This is a genomic window from uncultured Thomasclavelia sp. (genome assembly GCF_944324745.1).
GTDB lineage: Bacteria > Bacillota_I > Bacilli_A > Erysipelotrichales > Coprobacillaceae > Thomasclavelia.
The window spans coordinates 1-21,193 of record NZ_CALUXO010000056.1; the positions used below are offsets into that span (position 1 = coordinate 1).

The 21,193-nt window shown below is 31.9% G+C and carries 17 protein-coding genes; 16 read left to right on the plus strand and 1 reads right to left on the minus strand.

Annotated elements, in window-relative coordinates:
• The first annotated feature begins 122 nt into the window (after positions 1 to 122).
• The 13 genes from Q0K54_RS07290 (at position 123) to Q0K54_RS07350 (ending at position 16,918) form a co-directional block, all read left to right on the plus strand.
• The gene (locus Q0K54_RS07290) at positions 123 to 1,109 is read left to right on the plus strand and encodes an iron-containing alcohol dehydrogenase (protein ID WP_294579822.1); all 987 of its coding nucleotides are present in this window, start codon (positions 123 to 125) and stop codon (positions 1,107 to 1,109) included.
• 338 nt (positions 1,110 to 1,447) lie between these two features.
• On the plus strand, positions 1,448 to 5,176 hold the full coding sequence (locus Q0K54_RS07295; protein WP_294579679.1) for a SpaA isopeptide-forming pilin-related protein: 3,729 nt from the start codon (positions 1,448 to 1,450) through the stop codon (positions 5,174 to 5,176).
• Between the two features lie 127 nt (positions 5,177 to 5,303).
• The gene (locus Q0K54_RS07300) at positions 5,304 to 5,564 is read left to right on the plus strand and encodes a hypothetical protein (protein ID WP_294579681.1); all 261 of its coding nucleotides are present in this window, start codon (positions 5,304 to 5,306) and stop codon (positions 5,562 to 5,564) included.
• 97 nt (positions 5,565 to 5,661) lie between these two features.
• Positions 5,662 to 6,639 carry a dipeptidase gene (locus Q0K54_RS07305; RefSeq protein ID WP_294579684.1) on the plus strand — a complete coding sequence of 326 codons (978 nt, stop codon included), beginning with the start codon at positions 5,662 to 5,664 and terminating at the stop codon, positions 6,637 to 6,639.
• Positions 6,640 to 6,920: 281 nt separating this feature from the next.
• Positions 6,921 to 7,736 (plus strand): MurR/RpiR family transcriptional regulator, encoded by an 816-nt coding sequence (locus Q0K54_RS07310; RefSeq protein WP_294579687.1) that lies wholly within the window; start codon positions 6,921 to 6,923, stop codon positions 7,734 to 7,736.
• Positions 7,737 to 7,773: 37 nt separating this feature from the next.
• Positions 7,774 to 8,616, plus strand: coding sequence for a fumarate hydratase (locus Q0K54_RS07315; RefSeq protein ID WP_294579690.1), 843 nt, complete (start codon positions 7,774 to 7,776; stop codon positions 8,614 to 8,616).
• A complete protein-coding gene (locus Q0K54_RS07320) occupies positions 8,613 to 9,167 on the plus strand; it encodes a Fe-S-containing hydro-lyase (protein ID WP_294579693.1) in 555 nt (184 codons plus the stop codon). Before Q0K54_RS07315 ends, Q0K54_RS07320 begins: the two co-directional genes overlap by 4 nt.
• 16 nt (positions 9,168 to 9,183) lie before the next feature.
• Positions 9,184 to 10,428 (plus strand): M15 family metallopeptidase, encoded by a 1,245-nt coding sequence (locus Q0K54_RS07325; RefSeq protein WP_294579695.1) that lies wholly within the window; start codon positions 9,184 to 9,186, stop codon positions 10,426 to 10,428.
• Positions 10,429 to 10,479: 51 nt separating this feature from the next.
• Positions 10,480 to 12,108, plus strand: coding sequence for a B12-binding domain-containing radical SAM protein (locus Q0K54_RS07330; protein ID WP_294579697.1), 1,629 nt, complete (start codon positions 10,480 to 10,482; stop codon positions 12,106 to 12,108).
• Between the two features lie 79 nt (positions 12,109 to 12,187).
• Entirely contained in the window at positions 12,188 to 13,627 is a 1,440-nt protein-coding gene (locus Q0K54_RS07335; protein ID WP_294579700.1) for a 6-phospho-beta-glucosidase, read from the plus strand.
• Positions 13,628 to 13,785: 158 nt separating this feature from the next.
• Entirely contained in the window at positions 13,786 to 16,092 is a 2,307-nt protein-coding gene (locus Q0K54_RS07340) for an anaerobic ribonucleoside triphosphate reductase (protein ID WP_294579703.1), read from the plus strand.
• A 5-nt stretch (positions 16,093 to 16,097) separates the two neighbouring features.
• Positions 16,098 to 16,613 carry an anaerobic ribonucleoside-triphosphate reductase activating protein gene (nrdG, locus tag Q0K54_RS07345; protein ID WP_294579706.1) on the plus strand — a complete coding sequence of 172 codons (516 nt, stop codon included), beginning with the start codon at positions 16,098 to 16,100 and terminating at the stop codon, positions 16,611 to 16,613.
• The gene (locus Q0K54_RS07350) at positions 16,613 to 16,918 is read left to right on the plus strand and encodes a hypothetical protein (RefSeq protein WP_294579707.1); all 306 of its coding nucleotides are present in this window, start codon (positions 16,613 to 16,615) and stop codon (positions 16,916 to 16,918) included. Before nrdG ends, Q0K54_RS07350 begins: the two co-directional genes overlap by 1 nt.
• A 30-nt stretch (positions 16,919 to 16,948) precedes the next feature.
• Here the strand turns inward: Q0K54_RS07350 and Q0K54_RS07355 are convergent, their stop codons facing one another.
• Positions 16,949 to 18,694, minus strand: coding sequence for a M24B family metallopeptidase (locus tag Q0K54_RS07355; protein ID WP_294579711.1), 1,746 nt, complete (start codon positions 18,692 to 18,694; stop codon positions 16,949 to 16,951).
• 252 nt (positions 18,695 to 18,946) lie between these two features.
• On the opposite strand from Q0K54_RS07355, the gene Q0K54_RS07360 reads away from it, so the two are divergent.
• From Q0K54_RS07360 to Q0K54_RS07370, 3 genes are all read left to right on the plus strand, one after another.
• Entirely contained in the window at positions 18,947 to 19,405 is a 459-nt protein-coding gene (locus Q0K54_RS07360) for a DUF2798 domain-containing protein (RefSeq protein ID WP_294579714.1), read from the plus strand.
• Positions 19,406 to 19,837: 432 nt separating this feature from the next.
• On the plus strand, positions 19,838 to 20,146 hold the full coding sequence (locus Q0K54_RS07365) for a hypothetical protein (RefSeq protein WP_294579717.1): 309 nt from the start codon (positions 19,838 to 19,840) through the stop codon (positions 20,144 to 20,146).
• Between the two features lie 14 nt (positions 20,147 to 20,160).
• On the plus strand, positions 20,161 to 21,192 hold the full coding sequence (locus tag Q0K54_RS07370) for a V-type ATPase subunit (RefSeq protein ID WP_294579720.1): 1,032 nt from the start codon (positions 20,161 to 20,163) through the stop codon (positions 21,190 to 21,192).
• Position 21,193: the final 1 nt, after the last annotated feature.

The window sequence follows — 21,193 nt, forward strand, 5'->3', positions numbered from 1 at the left end:
ATATACCTTGAAAAATGTAGTTTCAAGACTACACTTTTTTAGCTTGAATAAATATTAAAAACCAGGAAAAATATATTTACATATAATTCCTGGCTAAAATTTTATCATCTTAACTTAATGACATTGGAAAACAAGTTGTAGAATTTTCTGGAATCATGCCTAATCCAACTTATGCTAAAGTTCAAGAAGGAGCTAAATTAGCTAAAGATAATCAAGTAGATTATATTCTTGCAGTTGGTGGTGGTTCAGTCATTGATTGTTGTAAAATTGTGAGCGCCCAAGCTAAAAGTGATGAAGATATTTGGAATATGGAATTTAAAAAAAGTCAATTTCCAAGCGCTTTTATACCAATGGCAGCCGTAGTTACTGCTTCTGGTACTGGTTCTGAAATGAATAATGGTGCTGTAATTACCAATGAAGAATATAAATTAAAAGTTGGAATGTTAGGAGCATTAGCTAAATTTGCCGTTTTAGATCCTGAATATACTCTTACAGTTCCCATGAAACAGGTAATTTCAGGTGCGTTTGATACTTTAAGTCATGCTATGGAAACTTATTTTGGTAAACCATTAGAAAATAATGTTTCTGATGAAATTAATGAAGCCATCATGGTCAATACTATTAGAAATATCAAAGCAGCAATCAAAGATCCACAAGATGTAAATGCTCGTAGTGAATTGATGTGGGATTCAGCAATGGCTGAAAACGGTATTTTAAAATTAGGTAAAGTAACTGATTTCCAGGCTCATCAAATTGAACATCAATTAGGTGCTTATACTGATTGTAATCATGGACAAGGGTTAGCAGTTATTCATCCAGTTTTATATCGACATATTTATAAAGAAGGTTTAAGCAAGTTTGCTCGTTATGCAAAAGTTGTCTGGGGTATTGATGATACTAATTTAACGATGGAAGAAACTGCAGTTAAAGGAATTGAAGCTTTAGCAGCTTTCATTAAAGAAATTGGTTTACCAACTACCCTTACTGAAATGAATATAACTGATGTTGATATGTTAAGAAAAGTTGCTGATTCATCAAATATTACTCTAGGTTGCTGTAAACAATTAACTCATGATGAGATCTTTGAAATCTTAAAAGAATGTCTATAATTTTTATCAAATTTGTTTTAAATTTGTTTAATGTTAGTTTCTAAATTATATCAATAAATTTGGAAAAAACGAAATAAATATCTAAATATTTATACATTTAATAAAAAACAATCAATTTATCATTTCTTACTTCTATTTAGCTGGCTTTACAATTATCATCACAAATGATAAGATAAAGCCATGGAAAATTAAATATCAAAGACAAGTACCCAAGCAATTTTGGGTACTTTTTCTATTTTCCATTAATTTAATAGAAAGCGAGGAATAAAAAATGTTTTGTCGTGATCCCTGTATTAAGCATTGTTGAATGCTTTTTTTTATTTTAAGGAGGAATTTAAATGAGGAAATTGCAAGCTAGAAGTAAGAAAATCTTAAAATTATTAGTGATATTATTGATGGTTTTTACTTGTACGATTGGAAATATGCAAACGATCAATGCAACTAGCTATACCGGACCATTTACTCGAGTTAAAGAATTAGATTATCCTAAATGGTGGGCTCAAAAACTAGGAGTCAAACAATGGAGTACCTGGATGTGTACTTTCAATGGTCAGTGGTCATATTGTCTGGAGTCAAGTAAAACTAGCCCGGGAGCCGGTGAAAAAACAGCTCAGGAATTAATTGATTCCAACGAGATGGTCAGTAAGTTATTGTATTATGGATATGGGGGACCTGCAGCTTTGCCAGGAAATTTAGATGGTACCGGAACTGGCCTTAGTGATGATGGTTTAAGCGTTGGGGAAACCCATTATCTATATACCCATGTTTTACTATCGATTGCCTATAGTGGTGACATGATGGGTGTTGATTTGGATGGTTTAGAAAGTTTGGGGATTGGTTTAAAAGGATTATATAATTATATTGCCAGTTTACCAGCACCAATCGCCCCTCACTTAAGTGATAATCTAACGGCAAGTTTTGATGTGGACAACCGAAACCAGAAAACCAATACAGTTACCTTTGTTGCCAGTGAAAATGCAACCATTAATGTTACTTTACAAGATGGTGTCACGCTTCATAATGTTACAACGGGTACTAGTGGCACTGGGGTCGTAGCTGTTAATGGTGGGCAAAGTTTTTATTTGACGGCACCAATGTCTTTAAGTGGCGATTATACTAGTGGTAATATTGCGGGAAATAACTGCAATCGTTTTGTTCCGTTGGCAATTTATGGTAGTGGTAATACCCAGACTCATGGTAGTTATGCTTATGATAGTGCTATTGTTAATTATACAGTTAAGTGGTTAGATACAGGAAATTTAGAACTTAGTAAAACTAATACTAATCAAGATTTAATTGACGGAGCAGTTTTTGAGTTAAAATCTACCAGTTATGATGGTTATTTAGAAAATATAACCGTTAAAGAGGGAAAAATTGTCATTAATAATTTACCATTAGGAACTTATGAGTTAAAAGAAATTAGTGCTCCTGAGGGTTATTTATTAAATAGTGAAATTTTTAAAGTAACTATTAATGCTAATGAAACAACTAGTCAAAGCATCAGTGATCAAGAACCCCTTGGTAGAATTGAATTGACTAAAGAAATTGATTCTTCTAAAACTGATGGCCAAACTGGTGAAGCTTTTTTGTCAGGAAATGTCTATGGTTTATATGCTAAAGAAAAAATCACTAATCAGGCTAAGACCATAACTTATTATAATCAAGATGAGTTGATCGATAAACAGACAACTGATAATGAAGGAAAAATAGTTTTTGATAATTTGCACCTAGGTAATTATTATCTAAAAGAGATTCAAAGTAATGATTCTCTTGTTTTAAATAATCAAACGATAGATGTCGCATTGACATATGAAGATCAAACGGTAAGTAAAGTAATTAAAACAACGAAAAGTTCTGATCGGGTCAATATGCAAAAAATCCAGGTTCATAAATCTGGTGAAAAAGATGGGATAAGTGGTTTTGTCAAAGGTCTGCAGGGCTGTGAATTTACTTTCAAACTTAAAAGTGAAGTTGATCATGTTGGATGGGACAATGCCTTGACTTATGATGTTATTACTAGTGATGAAGATGGTAAAGCAACTACTAAATATCTGCCATATGGTACTTATTTAGTAAAGGAAACTAAAACGCCTAAAGATTATCTAACCGCTCCTGACTTTACGATAACTATTAGTGATGATTATAGTGAATATAAGGATATAGAACAAATTAAAACGATCGATATTAATAATCGCCCAATGACTACGCAGCTAAAATTAATTAAACGTGATCAAGAAACAAACGAAATAGTTTCTTTAAACAGTGCTGTTTTCCAAATTAAAGCTAAAGAGGATATTGTTGTAAATGGACAGGTTATCTATCAGGCTGGTGAACCAGTAGTCCAAAAGGTAAGTGGTAAAAATTATGATACTTTTACTACTAACAGTGATAATCTCATTATTAGTAGTGGTTATGTAAATCCTGATAATTCACCGGGAACCGTAATTTTACCACTTCAATTAGATCCTGGAAAATATTATCTGGAAGAAGTTAAGACACCAGCAGGTTTTTTATCATTGACAGCACCGATTGAGTTTACAGTTGAAAATATTCGTGATTATAATCAAGATGATGATGGTGATTATTTATTGGAAATTAATGTTGTCAATAGTCGTCCTAAAGCAATGTTGGAAATATTTAAATCGATTGTTTCAAAAGAGAGTGATACTAACTTAACTGATATTGATGATCTTTCTGCGATTAAATTTAAATTAACAGCCAAAGAAGAGATAATCTCACCAATCGATGGCAGTGTAATTTATGGAAAAGGAGCAACCATTGGTGAATATAATTTATCGAAAGATGGTTATTTAAAGATTTCTGATTTACCAATGGGGGTTGGAGAAACTAAATATCAGCTACAAGAAATTGAAACATTGCCCGGACTAGTTTTAGATAACCAAAAATATGATGTTGTTTTTACACAAGATGATGATACTACGAAAGAATATTCATTAAAGTTAGAATTGGAAAATCGACCAACGGATTTACAATTTTATAAAACTGATGTGGCCGGTAATGAAGTTGCCGGAGCTAAATTGCAGATAATTGATCTCGATGGTCAAGTGATAGACCAGTGGATTTCAACGAACGAGCCACATACAATTCAAGGATTAACTGCTGGACAAACCTATATTTTACATGAAGAATTAAGTCCATTAGGTTATAATTTGAGTCGTGATATTGAATTTACTGTTAAAAATACTACCGACAGTCAAAATATTACGATGGTCGATACCGTAACGAAAGTGATTAAGGTCGATGAAGACGGTAATCTGTTAGAAGGAGCTAAGTTACAAATAATCGATCAAAGTACTGGTGAAATTGTTGATAGCTGGACTTCTAGGCAACATTTATTTGATATGACACCAGAATTGCAACAAAAGCTGCAAAATCAAGAGACAGTTTCTGGCCAATTATCAGATGAAGCGTTAACTAGTTATACTATTTATCCTGATGAAGATAATTTTATTTTAAAGTTAGAAACAAAAGAAACTACCAGCTATCATTATATTGATATTAATGGTAATGAAACCTATCATCTGGCTTGGAATCTAGAAACTGATAAGACGTATCTTTGCAAAGAAATTGCTGCTCCATTAGGTTATGCTACAGCTCAAAGTCAAGAATTTAAAGTTACCGATCAAGATGTTGTTTTAACGATTGAAAATCAAATAACTAAAGTAGAAATTTCTAAAATTGATTTAACTAATCAACAAGAATTACCAGGAGCCTCATTACTAGTTAAAGATAGTCAAGGAAATATTGTCGATGAGTGGGTTTCTACAACTTCACCTCATTTAATCAAAGGCTTACATGTAGGTCAAGAATATACTTTGGTAGAGACTGCAGCTCCTAAAGGATATGCCTTAGCTGAAATGGTTAAATTTACGATTGAAGATACTGGAGAAATTCAAAAAGTAGTCATGTATGATAATCTATTAGCAGTTAAAACTGGTGATCAAAGTGACCTTAGAATGTTGTTAGTTTTAATGGCTGGTTCAGGATTGATGATTATGATCGGTGGTTTATATATGTATCGCCGTCGTCAAAAGAAAATAAGTTAATTAGAAGCCTGTAAGACAAAAAGTCTTACAGGTTTTTTTCTATCATCATAAAAAAGATGTTAAGAAGTATCGCTATTTAATAAATAAATGTTATAATTTCTCTAAGAATGAAACAGGAGGAGTTAGAATGGATGCAAGATTACAAGAAGCCTTTAAAACAGGTCGCCAATTAGTAGCTTATCAAGAAAGCGAACAGGCTGATATTCAAAAAGGTGTCGAAAATGAATTTGATGCTTTATGGCAAAGTATTTATGATGTCTGTGCTTTAGTTTATCGTGATATTTTAGATGAATTATTAAATGAAGAAGAATATTACGAAGCGGTTAGTTGGTTAAAAACTTATCAGGACTTAACAAAAGATTATCAGGAAATGGAAATTGAATTATAACTGCAAACAGGAATTTATAAAGTTATAATTATAGATAATCAGTTAGGATTGAATAAATAACAAATTGTAACATATTAATTTAAAAGAGGTGAGTTGGATGAAAGTTGCTGATATGCATTGTGATACGATTTTAAGGATTTATAGTGAAGGTGGTAACTTACGTGATAACGGTTATAATATAGATTTAAATAAGATGGTAAAAGGAGATTATTTATTACAAAATTTTGCCATGTTTGTTGATTTAAATGATCAGTTAGATCCGTTGACCAAAGCTCAGCGATTAATAGATTTATATTATCGAGAAATTGAAAAAAATAGTGATTTAATTAAACCGGTATATTGTTATCAAGATATTATTGATAATCAAAAGAATAATTTAATGTCAGCGATGCTAACTTTGGAAGAAGGAGCCGTTGTCAATGATGATTTAGCTATTTTACGTAATTATTATCGATTAGGGGTTAGAATGATTACACTAACCTGGAACTATCCTAATGGAATAGGTTATCCAAATATGCTTGAAGGTGAAGGCTTTGATCGTTTAAAAAATATTAATACAGAAAAAGGATTAACTGAATTTGGAATTAAGTATATTCAGGAAATGGAACGATTAGGAATTATTATTGATGTTTCTCATTTAGGTGATGCCGGTTTTTATGATGTATTAAAATATACTACGAAACCATTTGTAGCATCTCATAGTAATAGTCGCAGTGTTTGTGATGTGGCTCGTAATATGTCTGATGATATGATAAAAAAATTAGCAAGTCGCGGTGGCATAATGGGAATTAATTTCTGTGGTGATTTTTTAAAGCAATCAGATACTGGTGATGAACGTTCTTGTGTAGCAGATATGGTCAAACATATTTTATATATCCGTGATTTAGTTGGTATTGATTATATTGGTTTAGGAACGGATTTTGATGGTATTAGTCAAAATTTAGAAATTAAAGATGCTTCAATGATGCCTTTATTACATGAGGCTTTATTAAAAGCAGGATTAAGTGAAGAAGAAGTTGCTAAAGTTTTTTATCGTAATGTTTTACGAGTATATCAGGAAGTTTTGCAAAAATAAAATGACAAGTGGGGAAAACACTTGTCATTCTTTATTAGTTATCAGGGAAAGGATACTAATAATATATGATATCAGGGAAGGATATCGTTATATCTTGTAGTCATCATATTGAAGGGAAAATCGAATATCTTTTGACTACGTTTATAATATATAATAAAAGGTTGGTAAAATTGTAAGATAAATATGGTAAATTATGTGAAATTTATTCTTTAGCACCGGTAATCGGGCTATTTTAAAATAAATAAATATAGTGTATAATACACATAAATGGAGGAACGCATATGAAGAGTTTGTTTTATCGATTGATTATCTTTTTAGATACAGCAAGTGAAGCTGATACCAATTATAATATTGCCTGGTATATGGCTCATAATTTTTCTAAAGTGGCTAAGATGGGAATTAGTCAATTAGCCAAAGAATGCTATGTTTCACCGGCAACGATTTCACGGTTTTGTCGGGCTCTTGGTTATGAAAATTTTGCTCACTTGAAACAAGAATGCGCTTCGTTTGCCTCAAATGATAAAAAGTTCAACAATTTGATCAATGTTCCTTTAAGTGTTATGAAAGATGATCCTCAGGCATCGACAAAATATTATAGTGAACAAGTTTGTCAGGCAGTTTCCAAATTAACAGATTATCTTGATTGGGATGTTATTGATAAAGTATTAGCATTGATTCATGATAGTGAATCAGTGGCGTTTTTTGGAACTCAGTTTTCTCATTCGGCAGCTTTACATTTTCAAACCGACTTATTGATGTTAGAAAAATTCACAATGGCCTATATGGAAACTGAACGTCAAATTGAATGTGCTCGTTCATTGGATGCTAATAGTGTGGCCATTATAATTTCGGTAAATGGTTTTTATTTGAATAATAGTAGTAAAGTAGTCCAATATCTAAAAAAAGCTCGTTGTAAAGTTGTTTTAATTACCAACAATCCAGGACTTGATATTAATATCAATGTTGATTATACTATCGTATTAGGTGATAGTAAACAACGTAAAACGGGGAAACATACTTTATTGACAACTGTTGAGTTAATGTCACTTAGATATTATTCTTTATATTATCCAAATATTCAAGAAAATATTATTTAAAAAAGGCACTAACCTTTTTTTATGAAAGGAAAAATAAATGAAAGAAATAAAATGTGAAGATATAGTTAAAACGGTTAAATCACTGTGCATTGAGGCTGCATGTGATTTACCAGATGATGTATTTCAAACAATAAAAAAAATGACAGCAAAGGAACCTTATCCTTTAGCTAAGAAAACATTAGATGTAATTATAGAAAATGCTCAATTGGCGCATGATAAAACAATGCCTATTTGTCAAGATACCGGAATGGCTTTTGTCTATGTAACTATTGGTCAGGAAGTTCATGTTATTGGTAATCTTAATGAGGCTATCAACGAAGGAGTTCGTCAAGGTTATGAAGCGGGATATTTGCGAAAATCAGTGGTTGATGATCCTTTGTTTGATCGAATCAATACCAAAGATAATACACCAGCTATTATCTATTATGATATTGTTCCTGGGGATGAATTTAAAATTGTTTTAGCTCCTAAAGGTTTTGGTTCTGAAAATATGTCGCAAATTAAAATGTTAAAGCCAAGTGATGGAATCGAAGGTGTTAAAGACTTTGTTTTAAAAGTTGTTAACGATGCTGGTCCTAATGCTTGTCCACCAATGGTTATTGGTGTTGGCATCGGTGGTTCTTTTGATAAAGTAACGATGCTTGCCAAAAAAGCGATGATGCGTGAAATTGGTACTCATCATCGCGATAGCCGTTATGCTGCTTTAGAAAGCGAATTATTAGATATGATCAATGCTACTGGAATTGGTCCAGCTGGCTATGGTGGTAAGACAACGGCATTATCATTGAATATTGAAACCTATCCAACGCACATTGCTGGAATGCCGGTAGCTGTAAGTATTTGTTGCCATGTAGCGCGACATAAGGAGGCTAGATTATGATTAAGCTAACAACACCTTTAACGGTCACTAAAATTAAACAGCTGCATGCTGGTGATGAAGTATTATTAAGCGGGGTTATTTATACTGGTCGTGATGCTGCTCATAAACGATTGATGAAACTATTAGATGAAAATAAAGAATTACCATTTCCATTAGAAGATCAGGTGATTTTCTATGTTGGGCCAACCCCTAATAAACCAGGTCAGGTTTTTGGCAGTGGTGGACCAACAACATCAGGACGCATGGATGCTTATGCTCCTCGATTGATCAAACATGGACTTCGTTCCATGATTGGAAAGGGTTATCGACAAGATGCTGTTAAAGAATCAATTGTTAAATATGGTGGTGTTTACTTTGGGGCTATTGGTGGCGCTGGAGCGATGATGTCTAATTGTATCAAAGAATGCGAAGTAATTGCTTTTGATGATTTAGGCCCTGAAGCGATTCGCCGTTTGGTCGTTGAAGATATGCCATTAGTAGTAATAATTGATAGTGATGGAAATGATCAATATGAAATTGGTCGTCAAGATTATTTAAAGAGTTATAAATAAAGGAGTAATAAAAAGAATGTTTAGAAAAAAAAGAGACTATGGTTATTATAGCAGTTATGGATCTAGTCGCCGTCATTTACGAGTTGGTCGGGTAGCAATTGTTGGAGTTATTGTTGCTGTAGTGATTATTGCAATCGTCATTGTTTTGAATTTAACTAGAATTCAATTATTGATGAAAGGATATTCTTTTTCTCAAGCTAGTGAAATTTTATCTTTGACTAGTGAAGAAGAAAGTGAAATTCTTTCACATGATAAAATGGATCATATTGTCAACTGGATCGAAGAATCAGAAAATGTTGAATATTATGATGAATATGAACGATATTATTCATTAAACGATGATTTAGACTACGTAGATGTAGTTACATATGTTGATAATCTTTATGATAATCAAGTACCAAAATTAGAAAGTTTATCATATAATGATGATGATATTTGGACTTTGATTGAAGATGGTGCAACTGAAGATGATTTCCAATATTTGATCGATCACAGTTATAGTGCCAGTGATTTAGAACCTTATCAAAAAGTTAAAGGCTATAAGATTCAAAAATTAGAAGCTTATATTAGTGCTTATGCTAATTATAAAGATTACAATTATGCGGTATGTATTACTAATTATCCATTTATTATTTCTAGTAACGGAGATCCTCAGGAAAGCTATACGATTACAAATCCTGATGAATTATTAACTCTAGTAAAAAAAGGATTCTATCTGCCAGAAGATTATGAACCAGAACTAGTGGAACCAGAAATTCCAGTAGCTCCTGATTGTGAAAATTCACAAATGACTCCAGAAACATCAGAGGCATTAACTAAAATGTATGAAGCGGCTAAAAAAGAGGGATTAGAATTAGTATTAAATAGTGCTTATCGTTCTTATGAAACACAAGTAGCTATTTATCAAGATTTTGAAACTCGTTATGGTGGTCAATATGCGGCTGAATATGTAGCACAGCCAGGTGCCAGTGAACATCAAACTGGTTTAGGAATTGATTTGACTTCTCAAAGCGTTGTTGATGGACAAAGAATCACTTTTGGTGATACTGAGGAATATAAATGGGTAGTTGAAAACTGTTATAAATACGGATTTATTATCCGATTTGAAAATGGTACTGATAATATTACCGGTATTGCTCATGAACCTTGGCATTTACGTTATGTCGGTGAGGATGTAGCTAAGGAAATTGTTGATAACAATTGGACTTTTGAAGAATATTGCTTATACAACAATGTTATGCCAGAATTAGAAGAACAATAATCTAGGGTTTCCCTAGATTATTTTAATAAATACAAAAAATAAGAGGTGAATATGAAAACTTTAATTACAACCTTAAATTCTAAGTATATTCATAAATCTTTAGCTGTTAGATTACTATATGTAGCTACTAAAGATTATCATGATATTGATTTTAAAGAATATACGATCAAAGATGATTTAGAACATATAGTCACTGATATCTTATCTTTAAAGATTGATGTTCTAGCAATTAGTGTTTATATTTGGAATGTGGCTTTAGTAAAACAGTTAATTACTAGATTAAAACAATTAGCTCCTGAATTGATCATTATTGTCGGGGGACCGGAAGTAAGTTATGAAATTGATTATTTCTTAGATAACTTTGCTATTGATTATTTAATTAGTGGAGAAGGGGAAGTTGTTTTTAAGGAATTGCTTGATTGCTTAAGGGAAAATAAACCAGTCAAAATTCAAGGAATTTCATCAAAAGAACATCGTGATTATCGTCAAAGTAAACCAGTTGATCTAAGTTATGTTGAATCATTAGATTCGCCATATATTTTAAAACGGGATTTACCAGATATGGCTAATCGGATTCTTTATTTTGAAACAAGTCGCGGCTGTCCTTATCAATGCCAATATTGTTTATCTTCATTAGAAAAAGGATTACGGTTTTTTAGCTTGGATTATTTAAAAAAACAGTTGTCATTGATCATTGATAGTGGAGTTAAAACGGTTAAATTGCTCGATCGCAGTTTTAATGCTAAAACCAGTCATGCTCTAGCAATTTTAGAATATATTTTTACTCATGCTAGAAAGGATATGCAGTTTCAATTTGAAATCAATGGTGATGTATTAGATCAAAAGATTATTGATTATATTAACCAGTATGCTCCTAATGGTTTACTGCGTTTTGAAATTGGAATTCAATCAACTTATGAACCAACCAATGAAATTGTACGACGGTATCAGGATTTCAAGCGATTAAGTGATGTTATTAGACAGTTGCAGCAAAATCATAAGATTGATTTTCATTTAGATTTAATTGCTGGTTTGCCGTTAGAAAATTTAAAACGGTTTGCTAAATCTTTCGATGATGTCTTTGCTTTTCGAGCTAAAGAATTGCAATTAGGCTTTTTAAAGCTGTTAAGAGGAACCAGCTTACGAATTGAAGCTAACGAGTATGGTTATGTCTATGATCAAGATCCTCCATATGAATTAAAGCAAAGTCATGATTTGTCGAGTGAAGATATTGATAAAATTCATTTAGTTGAAGAAATGTTAGAGAAATTTTGGAACAGTGGTAAAATGCCCCTGACAATGAATAAAATAATGGATGAAGTTAAATCACCATTTTATTTCTTTTTAGATCTAGGTCAGTATTATTTTAGTCATGGTTTTAAACAATTTAAATTTCAAAATGATGAATTGTTTAGTTATTTAAATCAATATACAGCTGGAAAATATGAAGATTTATTGATTGAAGATTACTTGCGTTTAGCTAAAGTCAAACCCAAACGCTGGTGGTCAAATCGTTTAAATAAGCAGCAGGCTCGTGAAATAATGCATCAGTTAGTAACGAAATATAATTTAAATCAGGAAGAATTATTTCGTTATGGATTAGTGGAAAAAATTGCCTCTGGATATATCGTTGCTATTTATCGAAATTATCAGGTTCAAGTAAATAAATATCTTTTATAAATCCCAAAAAAGGCATTAAAAAAAATGCCTTTTTAGTATATAATAAAGATAGTTATATTTTTAGAAAAGAGGTAAAGATATGGGATTTAGAGAAGATTTTTTATGGGGTGGTGCTGTAGCTGCTCATCAATGTGAAGGTGCCTGGCAAGAAGGTGGCAAAGGAATCAGTTGTAGTGACGTTGAAACTGCCGGAGATAATGTTACTGGTGCTCCACGTCGTTTAACTGATGGAGTTATCGAAGGTGAAGATTATCCAAACCATGTTGGGGTTGATTTTTATCATCGTTATAAAGAAGACATTGCTTTAATGGCCGAAATGGGATTTAAGGCTTTTAGAACTTCTATTGCTTGGACAAGAATTTTCCCACGTGGAGATGAAAAAGAACCAAATGAAGAAGGTTTAAAATTCTATGATGATTTATTTGATGAATGTCATAAATATGGAATTGAACCAGTCATTACTTTAAGCCATTTTGAAATGCCTTGGGCGCTTGCCAAAGAATATGGTGGTTTTAGAAATCGTGAAGCCATCGATATGTTTGTTAAGTTTGCTAAAGTATGTTTTAAAAGATATCAACATAAAGTAAAATATTGGATGACTTTTAATGAAATCAATAATCAAGCTGATTATACTCAACATAATTTAATTCAAGAAGGTGCTATATTATTAAAAGAAGGCGATGATCCTGAATACTTAATGTATTTATCAGCTCATCATGAATTAGTAGCTTCTGCTTTAGCTGTAAAAGCTGCTCATGAAATTAATCCAGATTTACAAGTTGGATGTATGATTGGAATGAATGGGGTTTATCCAGCATCACCAAATCCTGAAGATGTTATGAATGCTTTAGGAGCTATGCATCAAAAATATTGGTATGTTGAAGTTCATGCTAGAGGGCATTATCCAAAACATATGTTGAAATTATTCGAAAGAAAAGGATATGACTTTATTACTAAAGAAGATGAAAAAATATTATCAGAAGGAAAAGTTGATTATATTGGATTCTCTTATTACATGTCTTTTGCAACTAAGTATCAAGGACGTAATGAAAAAACATTTGATTACTCTGGAGAAGATTTTGTTCGCAATACCTATCTTAAAGCTAGTGACTGGGGATGGCAAATTGATCCACTTGGACTTCGCTGGTGTTTAAACTGGTTTAACGATCGTTTTGAATTACCAATGATGATTGTTGAAAATGGATTCGGTGCTTACGATAAAGTTGAAGAAGATGGAACAATTAATGACCAATATCGTATCGATTACTTCAAATCACATATTGAAGCAATGCGTGATGCTGTTGATTATGATGGTGTTGACTTATTAGGATATACAATGTGGTCACCATTTGATATCGTTTCAGCTTCAACAGGTGAATATGATAAACGTTATGGATTTATCTATGTAAATTATAATAATGCTCATGAAGGAGATTTCTCTAGAAGTAAAAAGAAATCATTCTATTGGTATAAAAAAGTTATTGCCAGCAATGGTGAAGATTTATCAGATGTCGAATAATTTCGACATCTTTTTTAACGCCCAATAAAAGGTTTTAAACAGGGTGTTGGTGTTTGGAAGCCTTTTGATTCCATGTTAAAATATCTTTAGCAAAGGAGTATCTGAAATGATTTCTAGATGAAAATACGCTATACTATATAATACATGGAGGAAGAGATATGATAGAAAATATTCGTAAAAGAGATGGGCGCCTAGTAGCTTTTGAGTTAGATAAAATTGCCGGAGCTATTTATAAGGCTTTTCAAGCTACTGGTGGCAAATATGACCTAAAAAAGGCTATGGATATAGCTAAAGTGGTTGAAATAAAACTAGAAAAGAAAAAAAGCGAATTACCAACTGTTGAGCTGGTTCAAGATACTGTTGAAGAAGTTTTGATTGAAAAAGGATATGTTCGAGTTGCTAAAGCTTATATTTTATATCGGGCTAATCGAACTAGGGAACGGGATATGCGTTCTCGTTTAATGAAAACATTTGAGGAGATAACTTTTGCTGATAGTAAAGATAGTGATTTAAAACGGGAAAATGCTAATGTCAATGCTGATGCCCCAATGGGAACAATGTTAAAATATGGAGCAGAAGCGGCTAAACAATTTAATGAAATGTTTGTTTTGAATCCTAAACATGCCAGAGCACATATTAATGGAGATATTCATATCCATGATATGGACTTTTTAACCTTAACGACAACTTGTTGTCAAATTGATATCGTTAAATTATTCAAAGGTGGTTTTTCAACAGGACATGGAGTTTTAAGAGAGCCTAATAGTATTTCTACTTATGCTGCTTTAGCCTGTATAGCGATTCAATCAAATCAAAATGATCAACATGGCGGACAAGCGATTCCTAATTTTGATTATGGCATGGCCCCTGGGGTTGCCAAATCGTATTATAAGCATTTTTATCAGAATCTGTCTAAAGCAATTACATTATTAAATGATTTAGATGGTGAAAAAATAATAAAAGAGTTAAAAAAATCATTAACTTTAAAACCAACATTAGATCAAAATGATGAATATCTTACGGCTTTAAAAAAAGCGTTGCAACAAAACCAGGTTAATGAAAATATTGACCGGATCATCGATTTTGCAACTAAAAACGCTTATCAAGAAACTGATCGTGAAACTTATCAGGCGATGGAAGCTTTTATTCATAATTTAAATACCATGCATTCAAGAGCTGGAGCCCAGGTACCATTTAGTTCTATCAATTATGGAATGGACACTTCCAGTGAAGGAAGAATGGTCATGAAAAATATTTTACTGGCAACTGAAGCTGGCTTAGGACATGGAGAAACTCCAATTTTTCCAATTCAGATTTTTAGAGTAAAAGAAGGAATTAACTATAATAAAGGTGAACCTAATTATGATCTATTTAAATTAGCTTGTCGTACTTCGGCGAAACGTTTATTTCCTAATTTTTCATTTATTGATGCGCCATTTAATAAACAATATTACAAAGGAACTCCTGAAACGGAAATTGCTTATATGGGATGTCGAACTCGGGTGATGGGTAATGTTTATGATCCTGATAAAGAAATTAGTTTTGGTCGTGGTAATTTAAGTTTTACTTCAATTAATTTACCTCGTCTTGCTATTCGCAGTCGTGGTGATGTTAACGAATTTTTTGATAAATTAGATCAAATGCTTGATTTATGTATCAATCAGTTGTTAGAGCGTTTTGAGATTCAATGTCGTCGTAAAGTCATGAATTATCCATTTTTAATGGGTCAAAAGGTCTGGCTTGATAGTGATAAATTAAAACCGGAAGATGAAGTTCGCGAAGTTTTAAAACATGGAACTTTAACGGTTGGGTTTATTGGATTAGCGGAGACATTGAAAGCACTAATTGGTTATCATCATGGCGAAAGTGAAAAGGCTCAAATTTTAGGATTACAAATTGTTGGTCATATGCGAAATGCTATGGATAAAGCAACTAAAAAGTATAATTTGAATTTTAGTTTGATTGCCACACCAGCTGAAGGTTTATCAGGACGGTTTGTTAAAATGGATAAAAAGTTATTTGGAGAATTAGAAGGAATCACTGATCGTGATTATTATACTAATAGTTTCCATGTACCGGTTTATTATCCAATCAGTGCCTATAAAAAGATTGAAATTGAAGGCCCATATCATGAATTGACTAATGGGGGACATATTAGTTATATTGAAATGGATGGCGATCCAACAAAAAATATTGCGGCATTTGAAAAAATCGTTCGGGCTATGCATGATAATGGGATTGGTTATGGGGCAATTAATCATCCGGTCGATCGTGATCCAGTTTGTGGTTATAATGGCATTATTGATGATGTATGTCCTTTATGTGGTCGCAGCGAAGCCCAGCATCATGGTTTTGAACGAATTCGAAGAATCACTGGATATTTAGTTGGTAATCTTGATCGCTTTAATGATGGTAAAAAAGCAGAAGAAAAAGACCGAGTAAAACATAATATTGAAAGTAAGTAATATCTATGAAAATACGGTTATTTGGTACTGTTAACGATTCGATTGTTGATGGACCAGGGTTGCGCTATGCTATTTTTACCCAAGGCTGTTTGCACAATTGCCTTGGCTGTCATAATCCTGAAAGTCATGCTTTAGATGGTGGCTATTTGAAAGATTGTGATCAGATATTAGCTGAGATTTTTCAAAATCCCTTGTTAGATGGTATAACATTATCTGGTGGTGAGCCAATGCTACAAGTTGAACCGTTAAAATATATTTGTCAGGAAGTAAAAAAGAAGAATTTAAATATTGTAATATATAGTGGCTATACTTATGAAGAAATAATTGCTGATCCTTTAAAGTTATCATTATTAAAAATGGGTGATATGCTGGTGGATGGTCGCTTTGATATCAATAAAAGAAGTTTAGCGCTATTATATCGTGGTTCTAGTAATCAAAGGTTAATTAATATTCAGGCTTCTTTAAATCAGGGACGAGTAATTGAATATGAGATTGATGAATATGGAGAGATTAAAATTTAATGGATAAAATAAAGTATGGTTATTTATGTTTTATTCCCGTGCTTGTTTATGTAGTTTTTCAATCATTGATTCCTGAAACGATCGTTTTCCATATTGGGATCTTTGGCAGTGTTACATATATCAATCGCTGGACATTTGTCTTAATTAATTCAATGGCTGGTTTTGTTTTGCATTGTGGTTATATTTGGTTGTTGTCTAAGCATCCTGATTGGATTGGATGCAGGCAACCTGGCAAGTATCGCCATTTATATTTCCCTATTTTAATTAATGGGTTGATTTTTGTAGCAACATATTTAAGTAAATAAAAAAATCAGGAAGTTTAATTTCCTGATTTTTTATTTAACTAATAAATTAGCTTGTAACCAGCTGCGTTCTTCATTAGTAAGATATGGGCTGATAGTATCAAAGACTAATTGTTGATAATCATTTAATTGTTTGATTTCATGATCTGATAATAATTTTAGATCTAGACCATCAAGGTCAAAAGGAACCATAGTAATTGGTTCAAATTCTAAGAATTGACCATATTCATTTTCAGCTACAGCAACACATAATAATTCATTTTCATGACGAACACCATGACTATTTTCAATATAAATACCTGGTTCATCAGTTGTAATCATTCCTGGTTCGAAAGCGCACATAGGTGCAAATCCAGGACGATCATGAGGTCTAAATCCATTTGGCCCTTCATGAACATTTAAGAAATGACCAACACCATGACCAGTTCCACAACGATAATCTAAGTTATATTTATAAACCATTTCCCGTGCTAATAAATCTAGATTAGGTCCAGTTGTACCAGCAACAAAATGAGCATTTTGTAATCTAAGTAATGCTTTTAAGGCAATCGTATAATCACGACGTTCAATCTCACTGATAGGTCCTAAAACAAATGTTCTAGTAATATCAGTCGTTCCATCTAAGTATTGCCCTCCAGAATCAATTAATAACATATTAGAGTCAGTAACTTTTAAGCAAATCTCTTTTTGAGCTTTGTAGTGCATTAATGCAGCATTTTCTTTATAAGCACAAATTGTATCGAAACTTAAATCGTAGAAATCTTTTTGTTGACGCCGGAAGTCTTCTAATTTATCCGAAATACTAACTTCATCCATATCAATTTTACCAACATTAGTTTTAAGCCAATACATAAATTTAGTAACTGCAACCCCATCTTTAATGTGGGCATTTTTAGTTGCTTTGATTTCAGTTTCATTTTTGATGGCTTTGAAATATTGCGTTGGATTAATTGAATTAACCATTTCACAATTTAAATTATGACAAAGTTCATAATTTACAGTTTGTTGATCAAGTAATACTTTACCAGTTAATTTTTTAACATCTTCATAAATAGCATTATATTCTTTTATATAAATACCATCACGTTTTAAAATTGCTTCAGTTTTTGAATCAATAACACCATCTTGAACATATAAATATGCATCATCTTGATTGATCAAAGCATAAGATAATACAACAGGATTACAAGGAACATCATTACCACGGATATTAAATAACCAGACAATATCATCTAAAGTAGTGATGATATGATGTTGGCAATCTTTCATTGCTTGACGTAAACGTTGTAATTTAGATGCTCTAGATTCACCACAGTATTTTTCATCATAAATAAAAGCTGGCTGTTTTGATAAGCTAGGGCGATCTTCCCAAACCTTTGCAACAAGATCTAAATCAGTCTTGATGGGATTTTTGAAGTTTTTAACTTCTTCATAAGATAAAACACGACCGTCAAATCCTAATGTTTTATCTTGATTTTCATCTAAAAACTGAGCAATGCTTTTAACATTGGCCAGTCCCATTTTCATTAGAGTAATACCACTGCCAGCGAGCTGTTTTTCAGCTTGGATATGGTAGCGTCCATCAACCCATAAATAGGCATTGTCAAGACCAACAATTAAAGTACCGGCAGAACCAGTAAATCCTGACATATATTTACGAGCAGCAAAATATTCACCAACATATTCACTTTGGTGATAATCGCTAGTAGGAATGATGTATAAATCAATTCCATTTTCTTTCATTAAATTTTGTAATTTTTGAATTCTTTCTTTTATCATATACAACTACCTCACTAAATACTACTTTAGCATAATCAAACAATATCCTCAAATAAAAAAGTAAATTTTGTCGATTTTACCAAAAAGTAAAAAAATAAAAAAAATACTTACATAAGTTATTTTTTTATGTTAGTATCTATAACCGCATTACATAGATTAAATAATGGTAGTGATGATTTGGTCATTTGGCTAAAATTGTAGCGAAAGTTATGGTTTAGACAAATGACTATTTTTATTAAGGAGGAGAGTTTTATGCCAACAAATAAAAAAGAAAGTTTAATTTTTACAATCTTTATGTGTGCATTTATGGTTTTTTGGATGAGTGTTTATAATGTGAGCTTACATGTAGGTTTTACTATGACATCTATCAAGGAAGCATGGTTAGGATTCCCACTAGCTTATTTATTTGCAATCTTGTGTGATTGGTTTATTGTTTCTAAAATAGCTAAGTTTTTTGCTTTTAAAATTGTTAGTTATCAAAGTAAAGATATCTTTAAAATTTTGACAATATCATTTTTCATGGTTTGTGGAATGGTGTTGTTGATGTCTTTATATGGGGCTTTGGAACAAAATGGGTTAGGTCATAATTTATTACAAGTTTATTTAATGAATGTTGTTCGTAATTTTGTTGTGGCTTTACCGTTACAATTTGTAATTGCAGGGCCATTTATTCGCCGAGTTTTTGGAATTTTAATGGAAGCTGATAATTAATGAAAAAAACTTTCCAATTTTAGGAAAAATGTAATTCTTTAGTTTTTAAGTGTTAAAATAAAAAAATCAGGTAAAAATAAAAAAGTTCTTACATTGATATTTGTTTTGTGTTAACATTGATTGACTCGTTTTAAAGATTGCATATCAAAGTGAAAATTAAGTCGATTGATGTAGATTGTAGCCAAAGTTAGATCTAGAGTCAATCGCTTTTAATTTATTAAAAAATGAGTCAAATTTTAAAGACAGCAGATATTTTGGAACAATTTTGTTATTTAGTGTAGCAATTGACGTTACAATTTAAAATATATCATTAAGATTATGGTTAACTATAAAAATTTATTATTAATAAATTTTTTTTATATGATATATTATTATCGTTGCATTTTAAAAATTTAGGAGTATACTAAACACAAGTAAAGGGGGATTATGTTTATGGATGATGTAATTCAAAGATTAGTCGACGTAGATCGCGAATGTGTTAAACGTGTTGAAGCGGCTAAAGCGAAGAAATTAGATGCTCAAACTAACATGAACGCTAAAAGACAAGAGATTTACGATAGCTTTGTTAAAGAACAAAATCAGCAGATTGAAAAACATAAAGAAGAATTAATGGACAAAAACAAAGCTGATGCTAAACAACTAGAACAAAACTATCAAGAAACACTGGCAAAAATCGAAAAACTTTACAACGAAAATAAAGATCGTTGGGTAGACGAGATTGTTACAAGGTGTTTAAAGTAAGAAGGTGAAAAAATATGGCTTTATCGTCAAATGCTTTATGTGCTAAAGCAAAGGCAATGTATGGCAACCGTCTAAAAGAAGAAGCTTATAGCGAATTATGTCGTAAACAGACACTTGGTGATATGGTCACTTATTTAAAAACGCAAACGAATTATAGTGATGCATTAAAAGAATTGAATGTGCGTAATGTTCACCGTCATCAACTTGAAGCTGCTTTAAATAAAGAGTATTTCAATAGATGTGCCCGGTTGATGAAATATGCACCAGCTAAAAATCTCGATTTTTATCGTCAGGAAATTGTGGCGATTGAAGTAGATTTGATTGTTGATAAAATTATCAGTATTAAAGAACAAGATCAGGCTAGTTTTTCTCTGGAAATTCCTGATTATTTAGCCAATAAGATGAGTTTTAATATCTATGGGTTAATTAATGTTGATAATTATAAAGATTTAGTCACTTATTTAAAAAGAACGCGTTATTATCCGATCTTAGTTGATTTTGATTTTACGACGCCGATTGATATCAATGGTTTAGAGCGAAAATTAAAGACTTTATATTATCAAGTTTACGTGGAGTTGATAAAAAAATATTTTCGTGGTAAGGAACAAAGAGAACTGTTGGATTTAATCAATACATCGATTGAATTAGCTAATATTACTAAGATATATCGCTATAAAAAATACTTTAATGAAACTGAAGAGGCGATCAGAAATTCATTATTCCTTCAATCAGCTCGTATTTCTTTGAAAATGTATGATCAGTTGATTGAGTCTCGTGACGCAGAGGCAATGATAAAACTTTTATCTGAATCTAAATATAATGTTTATTTAGGTGAAAATGATTATCCATATATTGAATATTATATTGAGGAAATTAAATATAATATTGCAAAATGGCATATGCGTTTTTCAGGAAGTGCGCCACTAGTATATTTGACTTATTCGATCCTTCAAAAGATTGAAATTGATAATTTGAAACATATTATCGAAGGTATCCGATATAAGCGTGACGCTTCAAGTATTGAAGAAACGCTGATTTATGCGTAGG

Coding starts and splice junctions, on each gene's coding strand:
- Q0K54_RS07315 (WP_294579690.1), top strand. CDS start 7,774: ATGAAAGAAATAAAATGTGAAGATATAGTTAAAACGGTTAAATCACTG.
- nrdG (WP_294579706.1), top strand. CDS start 16,098: ATGAAAATACGGTTATTTGGTACTGTTAACGATTCGATTGTTGATGGA.
- Q0K54_RS07310 (WP_294579687.1), top strand. CDS start 6,921: ATGAAGAGTTTGTTTTATCGATTGATTATCTTTTTAGATACAGCAAGT.
- Q0K54_RS07330 (WP_294579697.1), top strand. CDS start 10,480: ATGAAAACTTTAATTACAACCTTAAATTCTAAGTATATTCATAAATCT.
- Q0K54_RS07295 (WP_294579679.1), top strand. CDS start 1,448: ATGAGGAAATTGCAAGCTAGAAGTAAGAAAATCTTAAAATTATTAGTG.
- Q0K54_RS07340 (WP_294579703.1), top strand. CDS start 13,786: ATGATAGAAAATATTCGTAAAAGAGATGGGCGCCTAGTAGCTTTTGAG.
- Q0K54_RS07370 (WP_294579720.1), top strand. CDS start 20,161: ATGGCTTTATCGTCAAATGCTTTATGTGCTAAAGCAAAGGCAATGTAT.
- Q0K54_RS07320 (WP_294579693.1), top strand. CDS start 8,613: ATGATTAAGCTAACAACACCTTTAACGGTCACTAAAATTAAACAGCTG.
- Q0K54_RS07325 (WP_294579695.1), top strand. CDS start 9,184: ATGTTTAGAAAAAAAAGAGACTATGGTTATTATAGCAGTTATGGATCT.
- Q0K54_RS07365 (WP_294579717.1), top strand. CDS start 19,838: ATGGATGATGTAATTCAAAGATTAGTCGACGTAGATCGCGAATGTGTT.
- Q0K54_RS07360 (WP_294579714.1), top strand. CDS start 18,947: ATGCCAACAAATAAAAAAGAAAGTTTAATTTTTACAATCTTTATGTGT.
- Q0K54_RS07355 (WP_294579711.1), bottom strand. CDS start 18,694: ATGATAAAAGAAAGAATTCAAAAATTACAAAATTTAATGAAAGAAAAT.
- Q0K54_RS07300 (WP_294579681.1), top strand. CDS start 5,304: ATGGATGCAAGATTACAAGAAGCCTTTAAAACAGGTCGCCAATTAGTA.
- Q0K54_RS07305 (WP_294579684.1), top strand. CDS start 5,662: ATGAAAGTTGCTGATATGCATTGTGATACGATTTTAAGGATTTATAGT.
- Q0K54_RS07335 (WP_294579700.1), top strand. CDS start 12,188: ATGGGATTTAGAGAAGATTTTTTATGGGGTGGTGCTGTAGCTGCTCAT.
- Q0K54_RS07350 (WP_294579707.1), top strand. CDS start 16,613: ATGGATAAAATAAAGTATGGTTATTTATGTTTTATTCCCGTGCTTGTT.